Genomic DNA, 23,906 nt, shown 5'->3' on the forward strand with positions numbered 1-23,906 from the left:
TCCATGTTTCAGTTCTTTTAAAAATCTAAGCCGGAATAAGACAGCCATGAAATTTTTTAAGGAGGCTCTTATTTCAGCAACTAACTTTTGAAAGTTTTAAAGAATGTATTTCTTTACCTATTAAAGCAGAAGGGCGTAGCTTCAACAAGCCTATCTTGCCATTCTAACGAATTTTTTTATGGTGAAATTGAAATTTTCTTAATTTCTCCTTGGATCAACTTGAGTTCTTGAGAAATTGAGGGTAAACTGTCACTAGAATAACTCTAAAAGGTGGATTAGAATGAACGAGAAAAAACCAAAAAGTACCTTTGCAAAAATCACACAAGTCGTGATCTGGACCATGCTTATTCTCACTGTCGGCTCGATTTTCTTAGCAGCATACACAAGTATTATGGGTTAATCCTATTAAAAAGTGCCCTTTTCCAAAATGATGGCTTCCATCTTTTGGAAAAGGGCACTTTTTTTACAGTAACGGTGACACGAGTCGTGCCAAACCTTCTTTGATTTTGATCGTCAACTTTCTTTGTTGATATGCTTCGATCGTTAGCGGCTTCGAATCGATCGAATCTGCTAGAAACGCTTCTTTCGTTTTGGTCGCTAGCTGCGCATCATAGATGATTGTATTAACTTCAAAATCTAGGCGAAAAGATCGGACATCAATATTTGCCGAACCAATCGATACAAGTCCACTGTCAATGATCATCGTTTTTGCATGCATAAACCCTTTTTCATAAGTCTCGATGATTGCGCCAAAGCGGAGCAATTCAGCCGCAAATGAATAGGTCGCCCAATAAACTAAAGGATGATCAGGTTTGTTCGGAATTTGTATATGAACTTTCACCCCAGAGAGCAGGGCTAACTTTAAGGCATTATGAATGGCTTCATCCGGAATATAGTACGGCGTTTGGATTAGGATCTCTTTTTTAGCTAAATTGATCATTTTCAAATAAGTCATTTTGATTTCTTCATGTTCCGTATCAGGACCACTAGTGATGACTTGGGCAGCGACTGTCCCCGTTTGTTTGATCTCAGGAAACAATGCCGGATCATATTTGATTTCCAAGGCATGTTGTGAGTTCCAGTCCATTAGAAACCGATTTTGCAGCGAATAGACTGCTGAGCCGGCAATTCGCAAGTGATTATCTCGCCAATAACCGAATTTTTCCACTTGTCCTAGATACTCGTCTCCCACATTAAATCCACCTGTATAACCAATCTCACCATCAATCACCACGATTTTACGATGATTCCGATAATTGATTCGCGGATTGACATAAGGAACGAACAAAGGAAAGAAAAAGGCAATTTGCCCGCCATGTAGACGCAACTCATCAAAAAACTTCAAGGATACTTGGGTACTGCCCCAAGCATCTAATAAGACTCTTACTTTCACACCTCGCTTTGCCGCTCGTACCAATGCTTCTTTGACTTCATTCCCTAATGCATCGCTGCGATAAATATAATATTCCATATGAATATGATTTTTTGCCTGTTCGATATCAGCAATCAAAGCATCAAATTTCTGCCGTCCATCGGTATAAAGCGTCATGCTATTGGCTGTCGTATAGAGAGATTGACCAAAGACCGTCAACAGATAGACTAACTGCTGGACTTCTACTTGAGCAGTCGGCGGATGCGGAAACAAATGACGCGAAAGTGCTTGTTTTTGCTCTTCTAGTTCAACATTTAGACCAATCTTTGCTTGCGAGCGCATATCAAAGATCTTTTCCTTGGAGATCCCTCTTCCGAAGAAAAAGTAAAGAACAAAACCAACAATAGGAATAAACATCAAGACCAAAAGCCAGGCCCATGTTTGAGCAGTCTGCCGCCTTTCTCTGAAAATGATAATAATTGATAACAAAATATTGACTATAAATAAAATGGTTACTAGATTGTCCATTACAACCATTTTTTCACCTCTTCCCCGATTTCCCGCTACTAAAGCATATCAAAAAATAGTACCTAAAGTAAAGAAACACTGTGAGGAAACAAAAAAAGCCGATCTGACGATCGACTTAAGAAAACATCGGTTTAGAATTTTAAGAATCGGCGCATCGATAAGACGGAACCAAGTGAACCGATCACGATCCCAATCAACGCCATCACACCACATACTTGAATCAAGAACAGATTTGGTGCAATTAGACTGTAATTTGAACGTAGCAAGGATGGATTGACCATTGCATAAACTTGATGATACCCGAAGTACATCAACGCAATTGGGACGATTGATCCTAAGAGTCCGATCCAGCCGCCTTCAAGAAAGAATGGCCAACGAATGTAGCCGTTTTTCGCCCCTACCAGACGCATGATTTGAATTTCTCTTTGACGAGATAAAATCGTGATCCGAATCGTATTGGAGATCAGGAACATTGCTACAAAAATCAGTAAGACTGCCGCCGCTAAGCCCCAAGTCCGCACAGCCGCAGACAATTCAAAGATTCGGTCAGAAGAATCTCCGCCGTAATCGGCTTTGAAAACATTTGGCAATTCGCCCGCTTGTTCAGCGATCTCTGTCGTATACTCTGGATCTGTTGCACTGACGACAAACACGTTATAGAGCGGATTGCTGTCGCCTTCGAACAAGTTCCATGAATCTCCCATGGCATCTTGGATCTTCTGCAATTCTTCGTCTCGACTAGAAAATTTCACTTCCGAAACGTTAGGTAGATCGTTTAAGGATTGTTCTAAAGCATCCATATCTTCTTGTTCCGTACCAATATCAACGAAAACCGAAACATCCACATTCTCACGAATGTCTTCGGCTAATTTTGTTGCATTTAAGATTACACCTAGAAAAATACCGACTAATGTCAGTGTGATCGTTACCGCACTCAACGACGCGATGGTCATCCAGCCGTTACGCTTTAAACTTTTGATACTCTCCAGGAGATGACGGAAAAATGTTCTAATCATCGTAACCATATTCTCCTTCCGCTTGGTCGCGAATAATGCGGCCATTCTCAATCGCGATCACGCGATGACGAATCGTATTTACGATCGTACTATTATGGGTCGCCATAACGACCGTTGTTCCTTGGGCATTGATCCGATCAAGCAATTTCATGATTTCCCACGAGTTTTCAGGATCTAGATTCCCCGTTGGTTCATCCGCAATCAATACTTTCGGCGTATTTACGATGGCACGAGCGATTGACACACGTTGTTGTTCCCCACCGGAAAGCTCACTCGGAAATACCCGTACTTTATGTTTTAGTCCGACTAAATCCAGAACTTCCATCACCCGTTTTTTGATATCACGGGGTTTGCGTCCGATAACTTGCATTGCATAAGCAACATTTTCAAAGACCGTTTTCCGCGGTAAAAGTTTGTAGTCTTGGAAGACCACGCCGATTTCTCGGCGCATCAAAGGGATCTCACGGTTTTTCATGCCGACCAAATCATATCCTGCGACATTCAAAACGCCTTTTGTTGCTCTTTCTTCTCGATACATCAATTTGATAAAGGTTGATTTTCCGGCACCGGATGGTCCAACGACATAGACAAACTCCCCTTGATCAATTGAAATCGAAAGGTTGCGGATAGCAGTCGTACCATTAGAGTACTTTTTCATTATATCTTTCATTTCTATCATACAGCTATCTCTCCATCTCAAATTTTCATTCTGGCTTATTATAGCATGAATATATTTCACCTTGCTTGCAACAGATTACAATTATGTTTCAATCTGTTTAAGTCACACCAGGTTATTTTTGATTCAGTTTTAGCTTCAAATACGCATCGATAAAGCCATCCAAATCGCCATCCATGACTGCCTGTACATTCCCAGTTTCGAAATTTGTCCGGTGATCTTTGACCATCGAATAGGGATGGAAGACATAGGAACGGATTTGCGAGCCCCATCCAATTTCTAACTGTTCGCCTCGCAAAGCTGCTGCTTCTTGTTCTTTCTTTTCCACTTCTAATTGATACAGCTTAGCTTTCAACATCCCCATCGCTTGCTCGCGGTTTTTCAATTGTGAGCGCTGGGCTTGGCTAGCAACTACCGTACCTGTCGGGATATGGGTGATCCGCACAGCAGATTCGGTTTTGTTGATGTGCTGTCCACCAGCGCCGCTTGCGCGGTACGTATCGATCTTCAAATCATCTGAGTTGATCTCCACATCGATCGCCCCATCTAATTCCGGCATCACATCCACCGAACAAAATGACGTATGCCGTCTCTTAGCAGAATCAAAAGGTGAAATACGGACCAAGCGATGCACGCCTTTTTCCGACTTCAAATAGCCATAGGCGTTGTGCCCTTTCACAAGTAATGTGACACTTTTGATCCCCGCTTCATCACCGGCTTGATAGTCCAAGGTTTCCACCTGATATCCATGTTGTTCGCAAAAACGAGTATACATCCGTAACAGCATGCTGCCCCAGTCTTGCGACTCGGTACCGCCTGCGCCCGGATGGAGCTCGATGATCGCATTGTTCCGATCATAGGGTTCATCTAACAACATCGACAATTCATAAGAAGCCATTTTCTCATTTAACTTACCGATTCGTGCTTCAAGTTCTGCTTCCATTTCCGGATCAGCTTCTTCTTGAATCATTTCTAGCATCACTTCGAGCTCTTCCAATTCTTCTGCTAGCTGATTGAATTGATCGTAGGTCTCTTTGTTGGCATTGTTGGCGTTAATGACTTGTTGGGCTTTTTCCGAGTCATCCCAAAAGGTGGGATCTGCCATTTGGTGCTCCGCTTCTGCAATGTCCTCTTCTAACTGATCTAAGTCAAAGAGACCCCCTAAAACTGATTATTTTTTCATTCATCTGGGTCAATTGATTCCGAATATCTGCGATTTCCATTAAAATTCCTTCTTTCTTTTTTTCTTACAAACGAAAGTAGACTGGACAAAAACGTCTGCCAGCCTACTCTCACCTTTTTCAAAACTTGTTACATATTTTTCCCGTGGCAATTCTTGAATTTTTTCCCGCTTCCGCATGGACAAGGATCATTGCGACCCACGTTTTTGAAACTTGGCGCTTGGGCAGCCGGTGCTTCTTCTACCCCTTGCGCTTCTCCTTGGGCTACTTGTTCCCGTTGAACGTTTTGACGAATCTCTGCCTTCATAAACAGACGCGTTACTTCATACTCGATGGCTCCAACCATGTTTTCAAACATATTGAATCCTTCTGTTTGGTACTCAACTAATGGATTGTTTTGTCCATAAGCCCGTAACCCAACCGATTGACGCAACTGATCCATAGCATCGATGTGGTCGGTCCACTTCGTATCAACGACTCGTAAAATCACTACTTTTTCAAATTCCAGTAATTGTTCTGGACTATTAAGTTGTGTTTTCTTTTGTTCAAAGACTTCTTCTGCCCGTTGGTTTAGATAATCTTTGATCTCTTGAGCTGATTTTCCCTTGATGTCTTCGATGCTGATGGTATCTTCATGAACAAGTGCATTGGCCGCAAAATCAACGATTCCTTCATAATTCCAATTGCTTTCTTCTAATTGCGTATGACTGTCAACGACCCGGCTGATGGAGCGTTTCACCATATTCATTAATTGTGGTGAAAGATCCGTTTCTTCCATGATCACTTCTTGACGTTGTCCGTAAATAACTTCCCGCTGTTCTCGCATTACGTCATCGTATTGCAAGACGTTTTTCCGGGTATCGTAGTTATTCCCTTCCACTCGTCGTTGGGCAGATTCTACTTGTTTTGAAAGCATCTTACTTTGGATCACGGCATCGCCTTCATCGATTTTCATCCGATCCAAGAACAATTTGATTCGTTCAGAACCAAAACGCTTCATTAAATCATCTTCTAGCGATAAGTAAAATTGCGACATCCCTGGATCTCCTTGACGTCCCGCACGTCCCCGCAACTGATTATCGATCCGTCGTGATTCATGACGCTCAGTACCGATAACTGCCAAGCCGCCTAGTTCTGCAACACCAAGACCTAACTTGATGTCCGTTCCCCGACCAGCCATATTGGTCGCGATCGTTACAGCGCCTTTTTGTCCCGCATTCAAAATGATTTCTGCTTCTTTAAAGTGATTCTTGGCATTCAATACTTCATGAGGAACTTTCTCACGATCAAGCATTGATGACAGTAATTCAGACGTCTCAACAGCGACCGTCCCTACAAGCACTGGTTGTCCTTTACGGTGACGCTCTTTGATGTCTTGAACGACTGCTTGGAATTTGCTGGTAAGCGTTGGATAAAGCAAGTCCGCACGATCATCCCGTAAAATTGGTTTGTTTGTAGGAATCTGAATGACTTGCATGTTATAGATTTCTCGAAACTCTTCTTCTTCTGTTTTCGCTGTACCGGTCATCCCAGACAGTTTTTTGTACATCCGGAAGTAGTTCTGGAATGTGATCGTCGCCATCGTTTTGGTTTCATCTTCGATCTCGACACTTTCTTTTGCTTCGATCGCTTGATGTAGCCCGTCAGAATAGCGGCGGCCATCCATGATCCGACCTGTAAATTGGTCAACGATCATTACTTTCCCATCTTGCACCACGTAATCAATGTCGCGAATCATAATGTAATTCGCTCGTAGCGCTTGGTCCAAGTGATGGGTCAATGCCGTGTTTTCAATATCATACAAGTTTTCTAAGCCGAAAGTCTCTTCCGCTTTTTCGATCCCACGCTCTGTCAAACCGATCGTTTTTGATTGGATATCGATTTTGTAGTCTTCTTCTTCCGTCAAGCGTTTGACAAAATTGTCGACCCGGGTGTATAGCGCAGTTGATTTTTCTGCTTGTCCTGAAATGATCAACGGTGTTCTCGCTTCATCGATCAAGATCGAATCGACCTCATCGACGATGGCATAGTTTAATGGACGTTGTACCATTTGATGACGGTAAACCACCATGTTGTCCCGCAAATAGTCAAACCCTAATTCATTGTTTGTACTGTAAGTGATGTCACAAGCATACGCCGCACGTTTTTCTTCTGCTGATTTTGAGTTGATGTTCAAGCCGACCGTCAAGCCTAAAAAGTTGTACAGCTCTCCCATCTCAGTCGAGTCACGAGTTGCCAAGTATTCATTGACGGTTACGACGTGGACGCCTTGACCACTCAAGGCATTCAAATAAACAGGTAATGTCGCCGTCAAGGTTTTCCCTTCACCGGTACGCATCTCTGGAATATTCCCATCATGTAAGACGATCCCACCCATTAATTGGACGTGGTAAGGATACAGACCCAAAACGCGTTTTGCAGCTTCACGAACTACTGCAAAGGCTTCAGGTAATAATTTATCCAAAGTCTCTCCCTCTTGGAAACGACGACGAAATTCATCGGTTTTCCCGCGTAATTGTTCATCAGATAAAGCGGCCATTTCATCCGCATGTGATTCAACTTGATTCGCAATATGGTCAAGACGTTTTAATTCTTTTTTGTCGTTTTCGATTAATTTTCTAAAAAAATTGGCCATACCTTAATAATTCTCCTTTTACTTCTACATTATCCTAGCTGGAAACTCTCCTAACTATTTTAGCACTAGTTCACCATAAATGAAATATTTTTCGATAGAACTATCGCATCAATCTTGCGTGATAAACGGATTCTTAACCTTTTTTCACAGATTTTAAAGAAACGAAGGGAAAAAATACGCAACAAGCCATTGATCGGCGCCAAAAGTCCAGCGCACGTCCAAATGACTTGTTGCGAATGTTTGCAAATTAGGCCGTTTTAAAACGGGTTTTTAAGAAAGTTAAGAAAAGCATCAGCAGCATGCCTAAAGACTGAATCCCGATCATCAAGATGATATCAGCGCCAATAAATCCTGCCAACATTGCCACCAGAGAGCCTACCCCCAATGCATTTAAAATCACGTTCGTGCTTTCTTTGAAGCTGCCGATTGTCGACAGTCGTGATTTTTTCGTCACCCAGAGGAAAAATGCTGCGCCTATGACGAGAATACTATTCATTGCCACCAATAAAAATGCCACTGTGATCGTCTGACTGAAGAAAATCGCCGTCTCGTTGTTGCGATAGAAGCCGTCTTCGATCACTTTCTGAAACGAAGTCGCATCATGCACTTGATCAGGCATCATTTCCGCCGTGTAACGCATTTCATAGTGATAGGTTTGTCCATCGATTTCTTCTTTGATGGTCCAGTCTGTTTCTCGGAAATTGATGGCATATTTGGCTTCCTCAAGGTCCGCTTCTGAAAGCCCAACGCCTATAATGCCCGTTTCTGTTTGCGAAAAGACTTGTGACTCATCCGTTAAAAGTTTGCCATCTTCCAGCTGCAGTTCACTGTATTTGGCTGCTGTTTCAGCAGTCATGAGTGTTTTTGCATGGGGGAAAAATGCTGCAAAGGCTTGATCCGTTTGCTTGCTGATCATCAAGGTCAGCGGGACCATCAGCAAGGACATCAAGAAAATATAGACAAACACTTGCTGCCAGCGATTTAATTTTTTACGCCATGCATAGACTTTTGTTGGAGAAAAAATGGCCCCAAAGTATGTTAAGGGAAATCGTTGTTCAGACATCCTATCATTCCTATCCTTTTGTTCCACCCGAGGTCAAACCTGAAACAAAGTATTTTTGTAAGAAGAAAAACAGTGCAGCGATCGGTACGGCGATCAAAATCGCCCCAGCCGCAAAAAGTGCTACCCGTTGGTTACGGGCATCGTTGATAAAAGTCTGCAGACCGACTGCGACAGTCAAACGCTCTTGCGAGCGAAGCAAGAACCGCGCTAGCAAGAATTCGCCGAATGGTCCCATAAAGGCCCATAATGCTTGCACGGCGACCATTGGTTTTACGAGGGGCAAAACGATTTGCCAAAAGATGCGAAAATGCCCTGCACCATCAAGTTTTGCTGATTCATCCAAGTCAATTGGTACCGTATCAAAGTACCCTTTCATCAGCCAAGTGTTCATGGGAATCCCACCACCGATATAGATCAGTGTCAAAAACCAAAAACTATCTAGACCGTTTGCTAATAAGCCCATGACATAAAAAGCGGTCAACGCCGACATCGTTGGCACCATCTGAACGATCAAGAACACCATCAAACTGCTCTTACGACCGGCAAAGCGATAACGACTGTAAGTATACCCTGCCAGCGTTACGATCATTACTTGGATCACCATCGTGGAAACAGCCACGATCAAAGTGTTTTTATACCATGTCAAATAGGGGGTTTCATTGAACAATCGTCGAAAGTTGTTCAATGTCCAATCCGCATCAAAATCCAAGCGAAAAGCGATCATATTCCCTGCCTTAAAGGCTGAGGTTGCGGTAATCAACAAGGGATAGATGATAATGATCGATAAAGCGATCATAAACAAGTAGGTAAATAATTTGCTGAAAGAAAACTTTTTCTTTTTCATCCTCAGTCCTCCATATTAAATGCATTCGTCTTTTTAAACACCAGTAATGAAATGGAGATCACCACAAAGGAAATGATCAAGGTCAATGCAGATGCGATCGAATATTGTGGCGAGCCACCCGTCGTCAATTTGTAGATCCATGAAATCAAAATATCTGTCGAACCGGCATTTCCGCCTAAACTTCCTGGACCACCTTCGTTAAAGAGATAGATCATGGAGAAGTTATTAAAGTTCCCTGTGTATTGCGTAACGAAGGTTGGTGCTGCCACCAAAAAGATCGCCGGCAACGTAATATTGCGAAAACGCTGAATCGCATTTGCCCCATCCATTTTGGCTGCTTCGTATAAATCTTCAGAAATGGATTGTAAAATCCCTGAGACCATGACATAAATATATGGAAAACCTAACCACCCTTGAATCAAAATAATCGCCGTCTTTGTCCAAAACGGGTCGGTTTTCCAAGCAATATTGCCAATATCAACAAAAGGCAAGTTGTTCAATAGCGGGATCACCTGAGTATTGATTGCTCCAGCGGTATCATTAAACATGTTCGAAAAACTCATGATCGTGATGAACGCTGGCACCGCCCAAGGAAGTAAGAAAATCACCCCGAAGACCCGACGGAACTTCACAAATTTTTGATTGGCAACAACTGCTGTCAGTATTCCTAAGGTAATTTGCAGAGTAGTTGCTAAAACGGTCCAAATCACCGTCCAACTAAACACTTTTACAAAGGTGTCGCGGTAAGAACTTAAGGTGAAGATATTCGTAAAATTCGAAAAACCGATCCAGTCGATTAAGTTTGCTGGCGGAATATGTCGAAAATCATAGTTGGTAAACGCCATGAAGAGTGTCACCATTACCGGAAAAATAATTGCTACGATCATCACCAGATAGGCTGGGATCGTCAATAGATAAGCGAAACCATCCTCATACAATTTATTGAAAAACTCTTTTCTCGTAACTGCCACCGGGAACCCTTTTTCAATACTTTGGCGAACTTGATAGGCATCTTTGATATTTAAAACCCAAAAGATAATGAAAATAACGGTAACGATGACCTGTAGCGTTCCTTCGATCAACAAGAACAAAGAATTGTGTTCCATCGGTACGGATCCCAGTGTGACAAAATTATATAATGCTTGTCCACCGAACAAAAGCATTTCGCCAAGAAAAATTAGAAAGACCGCAAAAAAGAGTCCCGCTTTAAATTTCTGACCATTTTTGAATTGTCCCACCCCAGGGATGATTGAAAGAAGCGCTGTCTGCATGGCTTTTGAATTCGTCCTCATATGTATCCTCCTTAAAATCGAAAGTCTGCCAAGCGGCCGACGATCCATAGAAATCAATCTCATCAAGCAATTTCTTGCGTGCTACGTTGCAAGGAATCCTTTTGACAAACATCCTCTATAGAATCGTCGACATGAATGACAGACCGTAATCGGCTATTTATTAATATTTCTGCTCAATCGCTTCTTCGATTGTTTTGGCAGCATTATCCGCTGCTTCTTGAGGAGTCATATTACCTGAACCTGCATCAAATAGCATGTTTTCAGCCCTACCCAAACCTCAGACATTTCAGGGATATTTGGCATTGGTTGTGAAACACTGTATTGCTCGATTACTGCTTTTGCTACTGGATCATCAGAAGCAGCGACTGTTTCTTGAGCCATAATGTTTGCTGGAATATCATGACGCATTTCATACAATTTCTCTTGATTGGCTTCGTTGGTCAAATACTCGACAAATTGTTGAGAAACGTCTTTGTTTTGTGAGTAGTTGGAAACAACCCACGCTTTTCCTCCGCCAAATGTTTCATAATCATTGCCATTGCTCAATGTTGGGATTTTCGCTACGCCATAGTTGATCCCTGCTTCTTCAAAGCCGTTCACGCCCCATGGGCCGTAGATGATAGCTGCTGTTTTGCCTTGGTTGAAGTAATCCAACATCAAGTTTTCGTTGGCTGATACGTCCAGCATTCCTTGCGGCCAAACATTTTGGAACCAATCTGTTGCATAGGTGATCGCTTCAACAGAACCTTCATTGTTGATCCCTAAATCAGATGGATCTGTTCCTTCATCCCCAAAGACATAACCACCATAACCAGCTAATAGACCATACGTATAATAAAAGTCTGTCCAGCGAGCTAAGAAGCCAACATTGTCATCGCCTTCTGCAAAACGATCATCTTTTGCTAGTTCTTCTAAATCAGAAAATGTTGCTGGCGCTTCATCGATCAAATCTTTGTTATAAAACATGACAACCGCTTCAATCATTGCTGGTGCGCCATAGATTTTATCATCGATCGTCACTTGTTGCTTGTCTGTATCGCTGTAACGGCCATCATCTGGCAAAGTCATCTCTGCCAAATGCCCTTGCGATCCTACTTGACCCACGCGGTCATAAGGAGACATCGTAACGTCGGGTCCTTTGCCAGCAGGTCCGTCTAATTGAAGCGCATCCATTTGATCGAACATGTCCATTTCTACAACGTTGATGGTCACATCATTTTCAGATTCAAAGTCAGATTTCACTTCATTGATATAATCAATATAGTCTGCGCCTACAGAGACCGTGATCGTTTTTTCATCGCTACCTGAACCTGCATCTGCATTGCTACCATCGGTACTACCGCTGTTGCCACCACATGCCGCAAGCGCTAACAATGCGCTTCCTGAAACTAATCCTAAAGCTGCCTTTTTCCAATTCACTTTCATCCTCTTTACCTCCTGCAATTTGTAACTCCATTATGCAACCGGTTTCTTAAAATGGCAAACCTTTTCTAAATGTTAGCGATAACAAAAATAGAAAAAGCCTTTAAATTAAGATATCGAAGAATCAAAAAGAAATTGCGCAACCATTTGCTTAATTTTCACCTTGTGGATTCACGAACCACCAGTTGAGGTAAAAAGCGCTGTTGTCGCTGGCTTGTATCATTATGTTCGATTTTTTGGATCAATAATTCGCCGCAAGCTTCCCCCATTTCCACGATGGCTTGCTTCATCGTTGTCAATTTTGGCGAACTTACCTGATCAAGGAATACGCCATCATAGCCGATGATCCCAAAATCAGCTGGCACCTCCACTCCGATCGACTGCAAGCCTTGATTAATGCCTAAGGCTAAACGATCAGTAGCACAGATAAAACAAGTGTTTTTCACTAAATGCTCATTCTGCGTTTGGATAAACTTGCGGGCGGCGGAAGAGCGATTGTCGAAACGATAGATTTTTGGTGCTTGTCCCGCTTTTGTGACTGTATCTATGTATCCTTTTTCTCGGCTTTTCGTAAACGCTTCTTCCAACTCTAAACCAATATAGACCAATTGTTGATAGCCGGCCTCGATAGCATGTTTGCATGCAGAAACGATTCCCTGGTAGTTGTCACTGTCGACAAAACTGAACCCAGCTTCATTTTCACCAAATAACACCACAGGCTTCCTTAAATTTCTTATCCAGTCCATGTCAGCCTGCCGAAAGCCCGTAATGATACTGCCATCTGCTGGGCCACGATCCACCCCGTCAGTCGTAACCAGCTGCAAAGAATAGTGTGCTTTACCGATAGAACGAGCGATCCCAACCAATAAGTTCATATAGTAAGGTTCTGTCGTATCCATCTCCTCTAAGATATACACTTTGATGATATGGGAACGCTTGGAAACTAATGATTTGGCAGCAATGTTCGGCTGATAATCCAATTCAAGCATCGCTTGATGAACTAATTCCTTTAACTCTTCAGTTACTTTGTCCGGATGATTGATCACTCGAGAAACGGTCATTGCGGAAACATTTGCTTTTTTAGCAACATCTGCTAGCGTAGTCATGATTCACTCTCCTTGTATTATTTCATCTATAGTATAACACATTAATTTAAAAGATAACTTGAAAGGATTTAGATATAAAAAGAATTTCTCCCTCTATAGACAATATAAAAAAACAGAGCAGCTTCTCAGCTACTCTGTCAAAAAAGACTTTTTGGGGTGTCGAGAAAAAGACTCAACACTTGTTAATCTGTTTCGATCAACCCGTATTTGCCATCTTTTCGACGATACACAATGCTCGTTCCATTCGTTTCCGCATCTTCAAAGATAAAGAAGTTGTGTCCAAGCATGTTCATTTGTAAAACAGCTTCTTCACTGTCCATTGGTTTTAAAGACAAACGTTTTGTACGTACGATGTCTAATTCAGAACCATTGTTTTCTTCATCATTTGCTTCAGTTGTGAACAAATCACCATCTGTTGGCGGAACCAACGCTGTCTCACGAGATTTGCGGTTGATTTTTGTTTTAAATTTGCGGATTTGGCGTTCCAATTTGTCAACAACCAAATCGATACTAGCATATAGATCAGGTGAGGTTTCTTCCGCACGCAGAACTAAGAATGGTAAAGGAATCGTTACTTCTACTTTTGCTGTTTTTTCAGTATATACTTTCAAATTAACATGTGCTGTTGCTTCCGGCACATCATTAAAATAACGTTCTAATTTACCTACTTTTTTCTCGACGTAATCACGGATCGCTTCTGTTACCTCGATATTTTCGCCGCGCACATTATATCTAAACATAAAAATTACCCCTTTCGTCTACCAGTAAAGAAGGAAAAGGACCACTCTTTTCTTCTTCTTAACTCTATTATATCGAACTCTTGGTCATTTGCCTAGTAAATCGAACAATTTTCTTTAAGCGTTTTCAAAATAACGATTCAACGGGCAAAGGAAAAGGATCGAATCGACTGGGGGGCAAAGGTCTGCAATGCTTCAGCTGCGTGATATAACGTTCTACCGGTAGTGTAAACATCATCGATCAACAATAATTTTTTCCCTTTAATTTCACATGCTACATCCGGCTTCACCGCAAAAGGTTGGGCCTCCTCTAATCGTTGCTTGCGAGAACGTTGAGCTTGTGGTGCGGTATCAACCACTTTATCCAGCCATTCTTGCGACTTGACTCCGGCTGCGTCCAGCACAGCGGTCACTTGATTAAACCCTCGCTGCTGGTAACGTTCTGCCGATAGCGGGATGGGTATCAAACAATCGTATTCAAAGTTGTTGATCTTTTGTCTGATGGCCGCAGCAAAGGTCTCCCGCAACTGATAGTTTCCCATTAATTTGTATTCGTGAATCCACGCCTTCATCCCTTGATCGTAAGCGAACAGTGCCCGATGCTGCAAATAGATCATGGGACAGGTTTTCGCCCAAAAGAGACAGTCACTGCAGGAAATGGTATCCTTTTTGCCACATGTTGGGCAGCAGCTTTGCCAATCGATCACGGTAAATCGCTGAGCGCATTGTGGACATAATTCTTTTTCGGGGATGCGCCAAGGAGCCAACAGCTCAATGATCGTTATCTCTCTTGGAAAAAATATTTGGCACCAACTACACTCCATCAGTCAACCAGCTCCTTGCTAATTGGTTCATCTCATTGATTTCTTTAATTGCTTGACGGATCGCTTCTGTCATTTGGTCGTAGAAAAAAATGACTTCTCCTTCTGTAAACGCACCTTTGCGATCGACACGGCCAGCGATTTGTACTAACGCCGATTTTGTAAAGACCGGGTGATTGGCTCCCAGTACCACCACTGAGACATTTTCAAACGTTACGCCTCGTTCTAAAATCATCGTTGTAAACAACACCTTGTACATTTGGCTGCGCGCCGATTGGACTTTTTCCCTCCGTTTTTCATCTTGTGAAGAAACACTAGTGATGAGCCATGATGCTTCTTGCCTGAGGACAGCCCCTTCCATTTCCTTCATCAGCTGAATACTTGGACAAAATACCAAGACAAAGTTTTTTTTAACCAACCGCTGCAAGTGCTGTAGCAATGGTCGCAGCCAACGTTTTTTGCGATAAGCCTGCGCCCAGCGGCTATATTGAATAGGTTTGGGAACGATCAGCGGACGCTGATGAAACCGCAACGGCATTTTCAACACAGCGAATTTTCCACGAATTTCTTGCAGCAGCCGTTCTGAAGGCGTCGCACTTAAATAGATCAGACACCCGTTTTCTGCCAAGGCATTGTATAATCCGTAACGCAGCTGCGCATCGCCCTCGTAGGGAAATGCATCTACCTCATCCACCACGATCAGTTGAAAGCTGCGATAAAAATGCAGTAGCTGATGAGTGGTGGCAATAAGGATCGTTGTATAACGATAAGGCTCTTCTGATTTCCCATAAAGGAGCAGGCTTTCCTCTTGTGGGAACGCTTGTTGAATCCGGGGGAACAGTTCACGACAGACATCGATCCGTGGCGAGACGATCGCCACACGACCACCTTCTTGCCGTACGTGGCGGATCGTTTCAAAGATCATCTCGGTCTTCCCTGAACCCGTGACTGACCAAACAAGAGACGATTTCTTTTGTCGACAATTTGCTACTAGTTGCTGAGAAATTTTTTGCTGAAACGAAGTCAACACTCCTGGCCAAACGATCTTGTGATCAAAGGCTGGAAGATCCGTTTGTTGAATTACAAGTTGGCCATCTGATGTGATCCGACCATAGCGAATACAAGTTGGACAGTAATAGTAGCCTATCGGTAATTGCACCGACGGCTTGTGGTGGGAAGATCCGCAACGCTGACAAACGATTCTCTTCCCCTGCTCGAGCATTGCCGGTCGAGAATCAAAGGGTTTTCCTATACTCATTGTTTCATCTAAAACAAAAAATTGTCTTCCTTTTTGATTAGTCATAACATACACCTCAGTTTTAAGTACGCAAAAAAAACGGTTCAAGTACTTTTCAAAAAGTACTTGAACCGATTACAGATTTCTTGTTTGCTTCAAAAGTAGGTCCTGATTATTCGCCGATCAATGTCAAGGCTTGATCTAAGACTTTTTCGCCGTTCATCATGCCGTAATCTGCCATGTTGATTACTTCTAATGGAATTCCTTTTGGCGCTAGACGTTTCTCAAAATCGCCTTTCATGAAACGAACTTGTGGTCCTAATAATAAAACATTTACGTCTTTGCTTTCTAAATGTTGATCTGCTTCTGATGCGGAAACTGCAAAAATATCTGCTTCTAATCCTTTTGCTTCAGCTGCTTTTTGCATTTTCGTTACTAATAAGCTTGTACTCATTCCTGCAGAACAAACTAACATAATTGTTTTTTTCGCCATATCGAACACTCCTTGAATTTTAAGAATAAGATAACATTTCCTATCTCTAGTATAGAACAAGTTTGAAATTTGTCAACGCTTTCTATCCAGCAACCAGTTTGATTTTACTAAACGATTAAAAACGACATACTCTTTTTTTAAATTGACGAGGACTACCTCGTAGCCGGCATTCAGCCACGCATACGCCCCATTTTCTGGATGGCGGTAATCATTCGCCCACCAATCGCTACTGGTGCGGGCACTTTTGGGCAAACCGGATGCGGGGAAAAGAAATTCATCAAACTGCGTAAACGTTAAGGTGATTTGCGAACCGCCGTTGTTCTTTAAATAGTGAGTGATCGTATCGTACTTTTTGCGTCTACCCAAAGCAAATGCCTCCTCTTTTTAGGGTCTATGTTCGTACCTGTTTCTTTCTTCTATTTGTAACTTTCCTTCCGATTGCCTATACTAGAAACATAAAGGAGGCGATCGTACGCGTGACTTATCGAACGATTCGACAAGACGGAGAAACAGAAATAGAAATCAAAAAATCGCGTTTCCTCTGTTCATTAAAAAGAATTCAATCAGAAGACGAAGCCAAAGCGTTTATTCAAGCCCTCAAGAAAGAGCATTGGAAGGCAAATCATCATTGCAGCGCCTATGTATTGGGTGAAAACCATGAGATCCAACGCAGCAGTGATGATGGTGAACCTAGCGGCACCGCTGGGGTACCGATTTTAGAAGTCTTAAAGAAAAACGAACTGATCAATGTGATCGCCGTTGTTACTCGCTACTTCGGTGGAACGAAACTGGGTGCTGGTGGATTGATTCGCGCTTATTCAAGTTCGGCCTCTGCTGGAATAAAAGAGGTAGGAATCGTCGAGGGTATTTTGCATCAAGAACTTGCCTTGACCATCGAGTATCCCCTTTTAGGCAAGCTCCAAAACTACTTAGAACTTCAGAATATCTATATAAAAGATATTGCTTATACGGAGAAAATCGTTGTCACCTTAATGATTCCTGAAGCAGTACTTGCCGACCAAGAAGCCGCTCTGATCGATTTGCTACAAGGTCAAGTGCAATTGACCAGAGGGACTACCGAATATGTAGAACGCTTGATCGAGCAGTCAATAGAGTAAGCCAGCTTACTAAAGACCTTCCAGTGTGTGCTCTTTTCCTCAAGGAGGACGCTGCCAAGTTTGCTACAACCAATGCAGGAAGCCCAAATATTTGAAAAGCCGAAACGGTCATTCACCCAGCGACGCTAAGCAACAGCAGATACGCTCGTAAGGTCCTTTCGGCTTTTTTGGGCTTTTTGTTGCCAATTGGAAGAGACAGGTTATTTTTCCATATAAAATTCAAAACGATTACCAACATATTGGGTACGCACGTATTCAAATGGTTGACCATCTTCAAATGAAGTGATTTGCCGCATACGTAAAATCGCATCGCCGCGTTTGATTTGTAAGTAATCCGCAATTTGCTCGGAAGCGACCATGGCTGAGATCGTTTGCGAAGCACCACCAATTTTCCGCTGTCCTTTTTCTTCCAACACTTTATAGAGGGAAGAGATGATCTCCTCCTTGCTAAAGTCATGAATAAACTTTTCAGGGATACTCGCGACTTCAAAACAGATCGGCACATCATCCGCATACCGAATCCGCTCCATCCGTAAAATCGTTTCGTGACCTTCTAATTGCAGCTTTTCCATTTCACTGGAGCTAGGTGCAGTTAAGAAATAAGCGACCGCTTTGCTAGAAGGCTTACGACCAAGAGAATTCATAATTTCGGTAAAACTCGTCGTGCCCGTCATTTTTTCCTGTACTTTTTGGCGAGCCACATAAGTGCCGGAACCGATTTTACGCTCAAGAATCCCCTCATCTGCTAAGGTTTGGATCGCTTGTCGCAACGTCATGCGACTCACGCCGAATTGTTTCGACAACTCCCGTTCTGAAGGCAGACGATCCCCGATTTTGTATGTATTGTTTTCGATATTGGCTTTAATTTGATCATGAATCTGGATATAAACAGGTAATTTTTCCACCACTACACATTCCTCCGTTCCCCTCCTATTATAACTGGTATATACCTAAATAGCTAATAAAAAAAGCAAAAACTGCTCTGTTTTTCTCAATTTGTGCGAATTCTTTCCCCATTTTATAGGCAGAAAAAGAAGTTATCACAAATTGTCCAAACAAGAGCAGTTTCTTTGCTTTTAAATTGGTTCGGTCGCTGACTTGGGAATTTATTCAGCCAGCGCTTTATTAGCAGTGGCCATCAGCAAGCGGATACGATTCAATTGATTGACGATCGAGACGCCTGGATCGTAATCAATCGCTGCAATGTTCGCCTGTGGGTATTGACGACGTAATTCTTTCATAACACCTTTTCCTACTACATGGTTAGGCAGGCAGCCAAATGGTTGCAGACAAATGATATTGTTGACATCATTTTCCAACAGATCAATCATCTCACCGGTCAAGAACCAGCCTTCTCCCGTATGATTGCCGATGGAAACAATCTCGCTCGCTTGCTCCGCAAGCTGATGGATCGAATGGATACCATCAAAACGCGTTGACGCCCTAAGTGCTTTATCCATCGGTTTTTGGAGCCTTTCAATCGCCATGATCGCAAAATCAGCGATCATTTTACTTTTCTTCGCCATCCCCAAATGCTCGTAGCGCCAAATCTGATTGTAGAGGGAATAATTCATGAAGCCGACAATATCCGGTACGACCGCTTCCGCTCCTTCTGCTTCTAACAGGCGAACGACATCGTTATTAGCTGTCGGTGAATATTTCACTAAAATCTCTCCCACGACTCCGACACGCGGCTTCTTGATATCTGTTAGGGGCACTTGATCAAAGGCTTGAATGATTTTTTTCATATTGCGATTAAACAGACTGAAGGAGCCATTACGAACGTTTTTGGCAATTTTTTCCAGCCATTCTTGATGGAGCCGATCGACAGCCCCTGCTTCTTGCTCATACGGACGGGTGCGATAAACGACCCGTTCAAAGAGATCTCCGTATAAAAATGCCACCGCCAAACGCTTCATCATCGGTAAGGTAAAGCGAAAGCCCGGATTTGATTCAACCCCGGTGTTGCCCATCGAAATAGATACCACCGGCACTTGTGGGAATCCTGCATCGTTCAGTGCTTTACGTAACAAAGGAATATAGTTCGTTGCACGACACCCGCCGCCCGTCTGGGTCATCAAAACACTGGTATTTTCAACATCATATTTTCCGCTTTGCAATGCTTCTACTAGCTGTCCAATGGAAATGATCGCCGGATAACACGCATCATTATTGACAAAGCGTAAACCGACATTAACCGCCTCACGATCTTCACTAGGTAGACAGACCACTTGATATCCAGAAGCTTGCAAAGCAACATCGACTAACCCGCTTTGATGGATGGGACTCAACATCGGCAATAAGAGCGTGTGCTGCTTGCGCATCTCTTTGGTAAAAATGATCTTTGCCGGTTCCTCGTATTGCTTTTTAGGTACAAAGTGCTGTTTGTCCCGTTCGTTGACTGCTGCTTTCAAGGAACGCAACCGAATCCGGATTGCCCCAAGGTTCGCTCCCTCATCGATTTTCAACACCGTATATAACTTCCCATACTGCGCCATAATCTCTTCGACTTGATCAGTAGTGACTGCGTCGATCCCGCAACCGAATGAGTTTAATTGAACCAGTTCTAATTGTTTGTTTTTCGCGACCACTCGAGCTGCCGCATACAATCGCGAATGATAGACCCATTGATCCACAACCCGCAGATCGCCGACATTTGCTAAATGAGCAATACTGTCCTCAGTCAATACATGGAAGCCTTCTTGGGTAATGACTTCTGCAATCCCATGGTTGATTTCAGGGTCCAAATGATACGGTCTTCCAGATAAAACGATCCCTTTTTGATTGGTCGTCATCAGCATACGTAGCGTTTCTTCTCCCCGTTGCGCAATATCTGCCTTGAACTGGTCCAGCTCCTCGAAACCGCTGCGTAGGGCTTGGGCAATTTCTTCTTCTACAAAACCAAAATCTTGAAAAGTACTCGTTAAAGTTTTGACCATTGAGGCTTCATCCGCCAAATTCAAAAACGGACAGCGGTAGTCAACCGCCCCTTCACGAATCGCATCGACGTTGTTACGAATCACTTCTGGATAGCTTTGCACAATCGGACAGTTAAAATGATTCTCAGCGGCAGTGTTCTCTAGTCGCTCAAAAATGACCCCTGGATAAAATATCAACGGTACGTTTTGATCGATCAGTGCTTGGATGTGTCCATGGGCTAGTTTGGCTGGGTAACAAACCGTATCACTAGGAATCGTTTCAATCCCTTGCTCATATAGTTCTTTGTTGGAACGTGGCGACAACGTTACTCGAAACCCTAACTTGGTGAAAAAGGTATGCCAAAGCGGATAATTTTCATAAAGATTCAATACTCTTGGCAGGCCGATTTCGCCATGGACGGCCTCTTTTTTACGTAAGGAACGGTACTTAAACAAGCGGCGATATTTTTCATCCACAAGATTGACTTTGCGGTCTTCTTTCTTGATTTTGATTCGCGCACCACGTTCGCAGCGATTCCCGGTAATAAATTTTCGACCGTCAGAAAAGAGGGTCACCGTCAACAAGCAATTGTTTTCGCATAGACCGCAATTCGTAAATTCTTTTTCTGCTTGGAAATCGGCCATTTCTGCAGGAGACAACAACGTACTAACATCGTCATGGGCTGCTTCTTCTAAAGCGATCAAAGCAGCACCATATGCCCCCATCAAACCGGCGATCGATGGTCGAACGACTTCACGGCCGCTGATCAATTCAAAAGCGCGCAGAACCGCTTCGTTATAGAAAGTCCCTCCTTGGCAGACGATTTTCTCGCCGAGGTCTTCAGGTCGCCGAACCTTGATCACTTTATAGATAGCATTTTTTATGACCGAGTAAGACAAGCCGGCTGAAATGTCGCCAACAGAAGCCCCTTCTTTTTGGACCTGTTTCACTTTTGAGTTCATAAAGACGGTACAACGCGAACCAAGGTCAACCGGTGCTTGGGCTTTTGTCGCTGCCAACGCAAATTCTTTGACATCCTGATTCATAGATTTGGCAAAGGTCTCAATGAACGAGCCGCATCCTGAGGAACAGGCTTCATTCAATTGAATCGAAGATAACGCGCCATCTTTGACCGTCATCGCCTTCATGTCTTGCCCACCAATATCTAGGATAAAATCAACCCCCGGCTGGAAATGTTCGGCAGCTTTGTAATGGGCCATCGTTTCAACTTCACCGATATCGACTTTCAGTGCATGTTTGATCAAGTGCTCGCCGTAACCTGTGATCGTTGACTTTGCGATGTAAACGTCAGAAGGCATCTGACAATAAAGCTCTTGTAAAACCGCCATCGTTGTCGCTAACGGTTCGCCTTCATTATTGCCATAAAAAGAAAACAATAATTCCCCTGCATCATTGATCAAAACCACTTTCGTTGTGGTTGATCCTGCATCGATGCCTAGATATGTAGCGCCTGTATGCTCAGACAACGCTTTTTCTGTGGCCACCGCTTGAGCATGGCGAGCACGAAAAGCAGTCAATTCCTCCTCGTCTTTAAACAATGGGGCTAATGTATCAGTTGGCGCGAGTTTGCCATCTTCTCCGTTGGCTAAGCGGGCCAATAGCACGGAAAGCTGTTGCTCTTCTTCTGCATACAGTGCGGCCCCCATCGCTACAAACAGTTCTGGATTCTCGGGAAAAATGATATCTGCTTCTTGCAGGTTCAACGTATCGATAAATCGTTGACGCAATTCCGACATAAACGTCAGTGGACCGCCTAAGAAGGCTACCTTGCCTTTGATTTTACGACCAGCAGCTAAGCCAGCAATCGTTTGATTGACCACCGCTTGAAAAATACTCGCCGCAATGTCCGCTTTTGCCGCTCCTTCATTGATCAGCGGCTGCACATCGGTTTTGGCAAAGACCCCGCAGCGTGAGGCAATCGGATAAAGAGTTTGATAATCTTTGGCTAGTTCATTGACCCCATTGGCATCCGTTTTCAATAAAACCGCCATCTGATCAATAAACGCACCCGTGCCACCGGCACAACTGCCGTTCATTCGCTGCTCCAATGCCCCTTCAAAAAAGGTGATCTTCGCATCTTCGCCGCCTAATTCGATAGCCACATCAGTTTCGGGAATCATTGTCTCAACTGTTTTGGTACAAGCGATGACCTCTTGGACAAACGGGATCCGCAAAACTTCCGCCAGACCCATCCCACCCGATCCGGTAATCGCCAGCGCCAGCGGCTGATCTTCGATCACTTCTTGCGCTTCTCTAATGATTTTTTCCGCTGCCTTCTGGATATCTGCATAGTGCCGTTCATATCTTGAAAAACACGTTTGATTGCCTTCATCTAACAGAACCATCTTGACTGTTGTCGACCCGACATCGATACCCGCTTTATATTTTTTCATTTGTTGCCTCCATCTAAACAACACTTTGTTGATTATCTAACAAGCCGTTTGTTATAATACTTATGTTCATTGTAATTCTTTTGATTGATAATTCAACAAACAATTCTAAGGAAGGTGTGGGATAAACAACAATTACCCGTTTTTTGTTGTTTATTTTGAAAGGAAATTCACAATATGAAAAAATTGGATTTACGTGTCAAACGAACCAATAAGTACATTATTGAAGCTTTTATCCGCTTAGTGGAAGAAAAAGGCTTCGAGCAAGTGACTGTCCAAAATATCGCCGATGAAGCCATGATCAACCGTGCAACCTTTTATGCCCATTACAAAGACAAACAAGACTTGTATGAAAAGATATTTGACTTGGCTGTCGAATCATTTACCGCGATTCTTGATTTTGAAGATTTTGTTCAAGGCAATCGCATCAAAATCCGCAAAATCGAAGCGGCCATGACCGAACTTTTTTTACACATTCAAAACAATCGTTCCTTTTATTTGACGATCATGGATGCCTCTGCCATTGAGATCATCCGTAAAAAGTTGGGCCTGATTTTGACTGAACGTTACCAAGAGATCTTTTCAACGTTAAGAATCACCGAAGGAGACATTGAAGTGCCCTTAGACTTCATCATTGACTATATGACCTCGATATTTGTTGGTACCTTGCATTGGTGGCTAACGGCAGAAACAACGATGACACCCGACCATCTAGCAAAACTTGTCATCAAACTGGTGGCAAACGGCCACCTGACTGTCTTGGGGATTGAGATTGAGGAATAAAAAAAAGAAGCTGCGAATATGCAGTTTCTTTTTTATTCCTCAATTAGTGATTCTTTGAACGCCATTTGATCGTGTCTTTCGTCTTGCGCTGTTTCGTTACTTTGATTCCTTTTGGAGCCACACGAATCGCATAATCTTCCTTTTTCACCACATCATAGACATGCTCTGCAACTTCCGTTACTTTTTCTTTTAGATTCAATTTAAATTTCATGTGTTTTCATCTCCCGAATGCTTTACTAATAGCCTATCGCA

The 23,906-nt window shown here is 43.0% G+C and carries 19 protein-coding genes and 3 pseudogenes; 3 read left to right on the forward strand and 19 right to left on the reverse strand.

The features are described from left to right. Window positions 1-280: 280 nt before the first annotated feature. The gene (locus tag IAE45_RS12505; protein ID WP_005237290.1) at window positions 281-400 is read left to right on the forward strand and encodes a DUF4044 domain-containing protein; all 120 of its coding nucleotides are present in this window, start codon (window positions 281-283) and stop codon (window positions 398-400) included. Between the two features lie 63 nt (window positions 401-463). On the opposite strand, the gene cls is transcribed toward IAE45_RS12505, so the two are convergent. The 16 genes and pseudogenes from cls to IAE45_RS12580 all read right to left on the reverse strand — a co-directional run bounded on the left by cls (window position 464) and on the right by IAE45_RS12580 (window position 16,789). Beyond that, window positions 464-1,909 carry a cardiolipin synthase gene (gene cls / locus IAE45_RS12510; protein ID WP_096742357.1) on the reverse strand — a complete coding sequence of 482 codons (1,446 nt, stop codon included), beginning with the start codon at window positions 1,907-1,909 and terminating at the stop codon, window positions 464-466. A 122-nt stretch (window positions 1,910-2,031) separates the two neighbouring features. Further along, the gene (ftsX, locus tag IAE45_RS12515; RefSeq protein WP_077453536.1) at window positions 2,032-2,916 is read right to left on the reverse strand and encodes a permease-like cell division protein FtsX; all 885 of its coding nucleotides are present in this window, start codon (window positions 2,914-2,916) and stop codon (window positions 2,032-2,034) included. Further along, entirely contained in the window at window positions 2,909-3,595 is a 687-nt protein-coding gene (gene ftsE, locus IAE45_RS12520) for a cell division ATP-binding protein FtsE (RefSeq protein ID WP_005237293.1), read from the reverse strand. The genes ftsX and ftsE overlap by 8 nt, the downstream gene beginning before the upstream one ends. Before the next feature lie 112 nt (window positions 3,596-3,707). Then, window positions 3,708-4,815 (reverse strand): peptide chain release factor 2 gene (gene prfB, locus IAE45_RS12525; RefSeq protein WP_102136372.1). Its coding sequence is split into 2 segments (ribosomal slippage): window positions 3,708-4,742 and window positions 4,744-4,815, totalling 1,107 coding nucleotides; the frame shifts between segments, so codons are not numbered across the junction. A gap of 88 nt (window positions 4,816-4,903) precedes the next feature. Beyond that, window positions 4,904-4,978: pseudogene (locus IAE45_RS19370) on the reverse strand (SEC-C metal-binding domain-containing protein); the annotation flags it as partial. 45 nt (window positions 4,979-5,023) lie between these two features. Continuing rightward, window positions 5,024-7,408, reverse strand: a pseudogene (gene secA / locus IAE45_RS12530) (preprotein translocase subunit SecA); the annotation flags it as partial. Window positions 7,409-7,655: 247 nt separating this feature from the next. Further along, window positions 7,656-8,471, reverse strand: coding sequence for a DUF1189 family protein (locus IAE45_RS12535; RefSeq protein WP_140965684.1), 816 nt, complete (start codon window positions 8,469-8,471; stop codon window positions 7,656-7,658). Between the two features lie 10 nt (window positions 8,472-8,481). Further along, complete coding sequence (locus IAE45_RS12540) at window positions 8,482-9,315, reverse strand: sugar ABC transporter permease (RefSeq protein WP_077453539.1); 834 nt, start codon at window positions 9,313-9,315, stop codon at window positions 8,482-8,484. A gap of 2 nt (window positions 9,316-9,317) precedes the next feature. Further along, a complete protein-coding gene (locus IAE45_RS12545) occupies window positions 9,318-10,607 on the reverse strand; it encodes a carbohydrate ABC transporter permease (protein ID WP_077453540.1) in 1,290 nt (429 codons plus the stop codon). Between the two features lie 160 nt (window positions 10,608-10,767). Further along, a pseudogene (locus IAE45_RS12550) lies at window positions 10,768-12,032 on the reverse strand (extracellular solute-binding protein). Between the two features lie 155 nt (window positions 12,033-12,187). Beyond that, window positions 12,188-13,135: a LacI family DNA-binding transcriptional regulator gene (locus IAE45_RS12555; RefSeq protein ID WP_140965685.1), complete on the reverse strand. Its 948-nt coding sequence runs from the start codon at window positions 13,133-13,135 to the stop codon at window positions 12,188-12,190. A 182-nt stretch (window positions 13,136-13,317) separates the two neighbouring features. Further along, window positions 13,318-13,875, reverse strand: a complete 558-nt coding sequence (gene hpf / locus IAE45_RS12560; RefSeq protein ID WP_005237301.1) for a ribosome hibernation-promoting factor, HPF/YfiA family — start codon at window positions 13,873-13,875, stop codon at window positions 13,318-13,320. Window positions 13,876-14,012: 137 nt separating this feature from the next. Beyond that, complete coding sequence (locus tag IAE45_RS12565; RefSeq protein WP_200125938.1) at window positions 14,013-14,696, reverse strand: ComF family protein; 684 nt, start codon at window positions 14,694-14,696, stop codon at window positions 14,013-14,015. Then, window positions 14,686-15,996, reverse strand: coding sequence for a DEAD/DEAH box helicase (locus IAE45_RS12570; RefSeq protein WP_081118400.1), 1,311 nt, complete (start codon window positions 15,994-15,996; stop codon window positions 14,686-14,688). Before IAE45_RS12570 ends, IAE45_RS12565 begins: the two co-directional genes overlap by 11 nt. Before the next feature lie 106 nt (window positions 15,997-16,102). After that, entirely contained in the window at window positions 16,103-16,423 is a 321-nt protein-coding gene (locus IAE45_RS12575; protein ID WP_005228768.1) for a PTS sugar transporter subunit IIB, read from the reverse strand. Between the two features lie 72 nt (window positions 16,424-16,495). After that, complete coding sequence (locus tag IAE45_RS12580) at window positions 16,496-16,789, reverse strand: DUF7662 domain-containing protein (protein ID WP_005237305.1); 294 nt, start codon at window positions 16,787-16,789, stop codon at window positions 16,496-16,498. A 110-nt stretch (window positions 16,790-16,899) separates the two neighbouring features. Between IAE45_RS12580 and IAE45_RS12585 the strand changes: the two genes are divergently transcribed. Then, window positions 16,900-17,541, forward strand: coding sequence for a YigZ family protein (locus IAE45_RS12585; RefSeq protein ID WP_081118399.1), 642 nt, complete (start codon window positions 16,900-16,902; stop codon window positions 17,539-17,541). A 200-nt stretch (window positions 17,542-17,741) separates the two neighbouring features. On the opposite strand, the gene IAE45_RS12590 is transcribed toward IAE45_RS12585, so the two are convergent. Together IAE45_RS12590 and IAE45_RS12595 are read right to left on the reverse strand one after the other, a co-directional pair. Beyond that, window positions 17,742-18,449 (reverse strand): GntR family transcriptional regulator, encoded by a 708-nt coding sequence (locus tag IAE45_RS12590; protein ID WP_005228765.1) that lies wholly within the window; start codon window positions 18,447-18,449, stop codon window positions 17,742-17,744. Window positions 18,450-18,647: 198 nt separating this feature from the next. Continuing rightward, window positions 18,648-22,874, reverse strand: coding sequence for a 2-hydroxyacyl-CoA dehydratase (locus IAE45_RS12595; RefSeq protein ID WP_200125940.1), 4,227 nt, complete (start codon window positions 22,872-22,874; stop codon window positions 18,648-18,650). Between the two features lie 174 nt (window positions 22,875-23,048). On the opposite strand from IAE45_RS12595, the gene IAE45_RS12600 reads away from it, so the two are divergent. After that, entirely contained in the window at window positions 23,049-23,654 is a 606-nt protein-coding gene (locus IAE45_RS12600) for a TetR/AcrR family transcriptional regulator (protein ID WP_005237309.1), read from the forward strand. Between the two features lie 43 nt (window positions 23,655-23,697). Here the strand turns inward: IAE45_RS12600 and IAE45_RS12605 are convergent, their stop codons facing one another. Continuing rightward, complete coding sequence (locus tag IAE45_RS12605; RefSeq protein WP_005237320.1) at window positions 23,698-23,865, reverse strand: hypothetical protein; 168 nt, start codon at window positions 23,863-23,865, stop codon at window positions 23,698-23,700. Between the last annotated feature and the right edge of the window lie 41 nt (window positions 23,866-23,906).

Source organism: Enterococcus sp. S53 (assembly GCF_016516865.1).
GTDB lineage: Bacteria > Bacillota > Bacilli > Lactobacillales > Enterococcaceae > Enterococcus_D > Enterococcus_D innesii.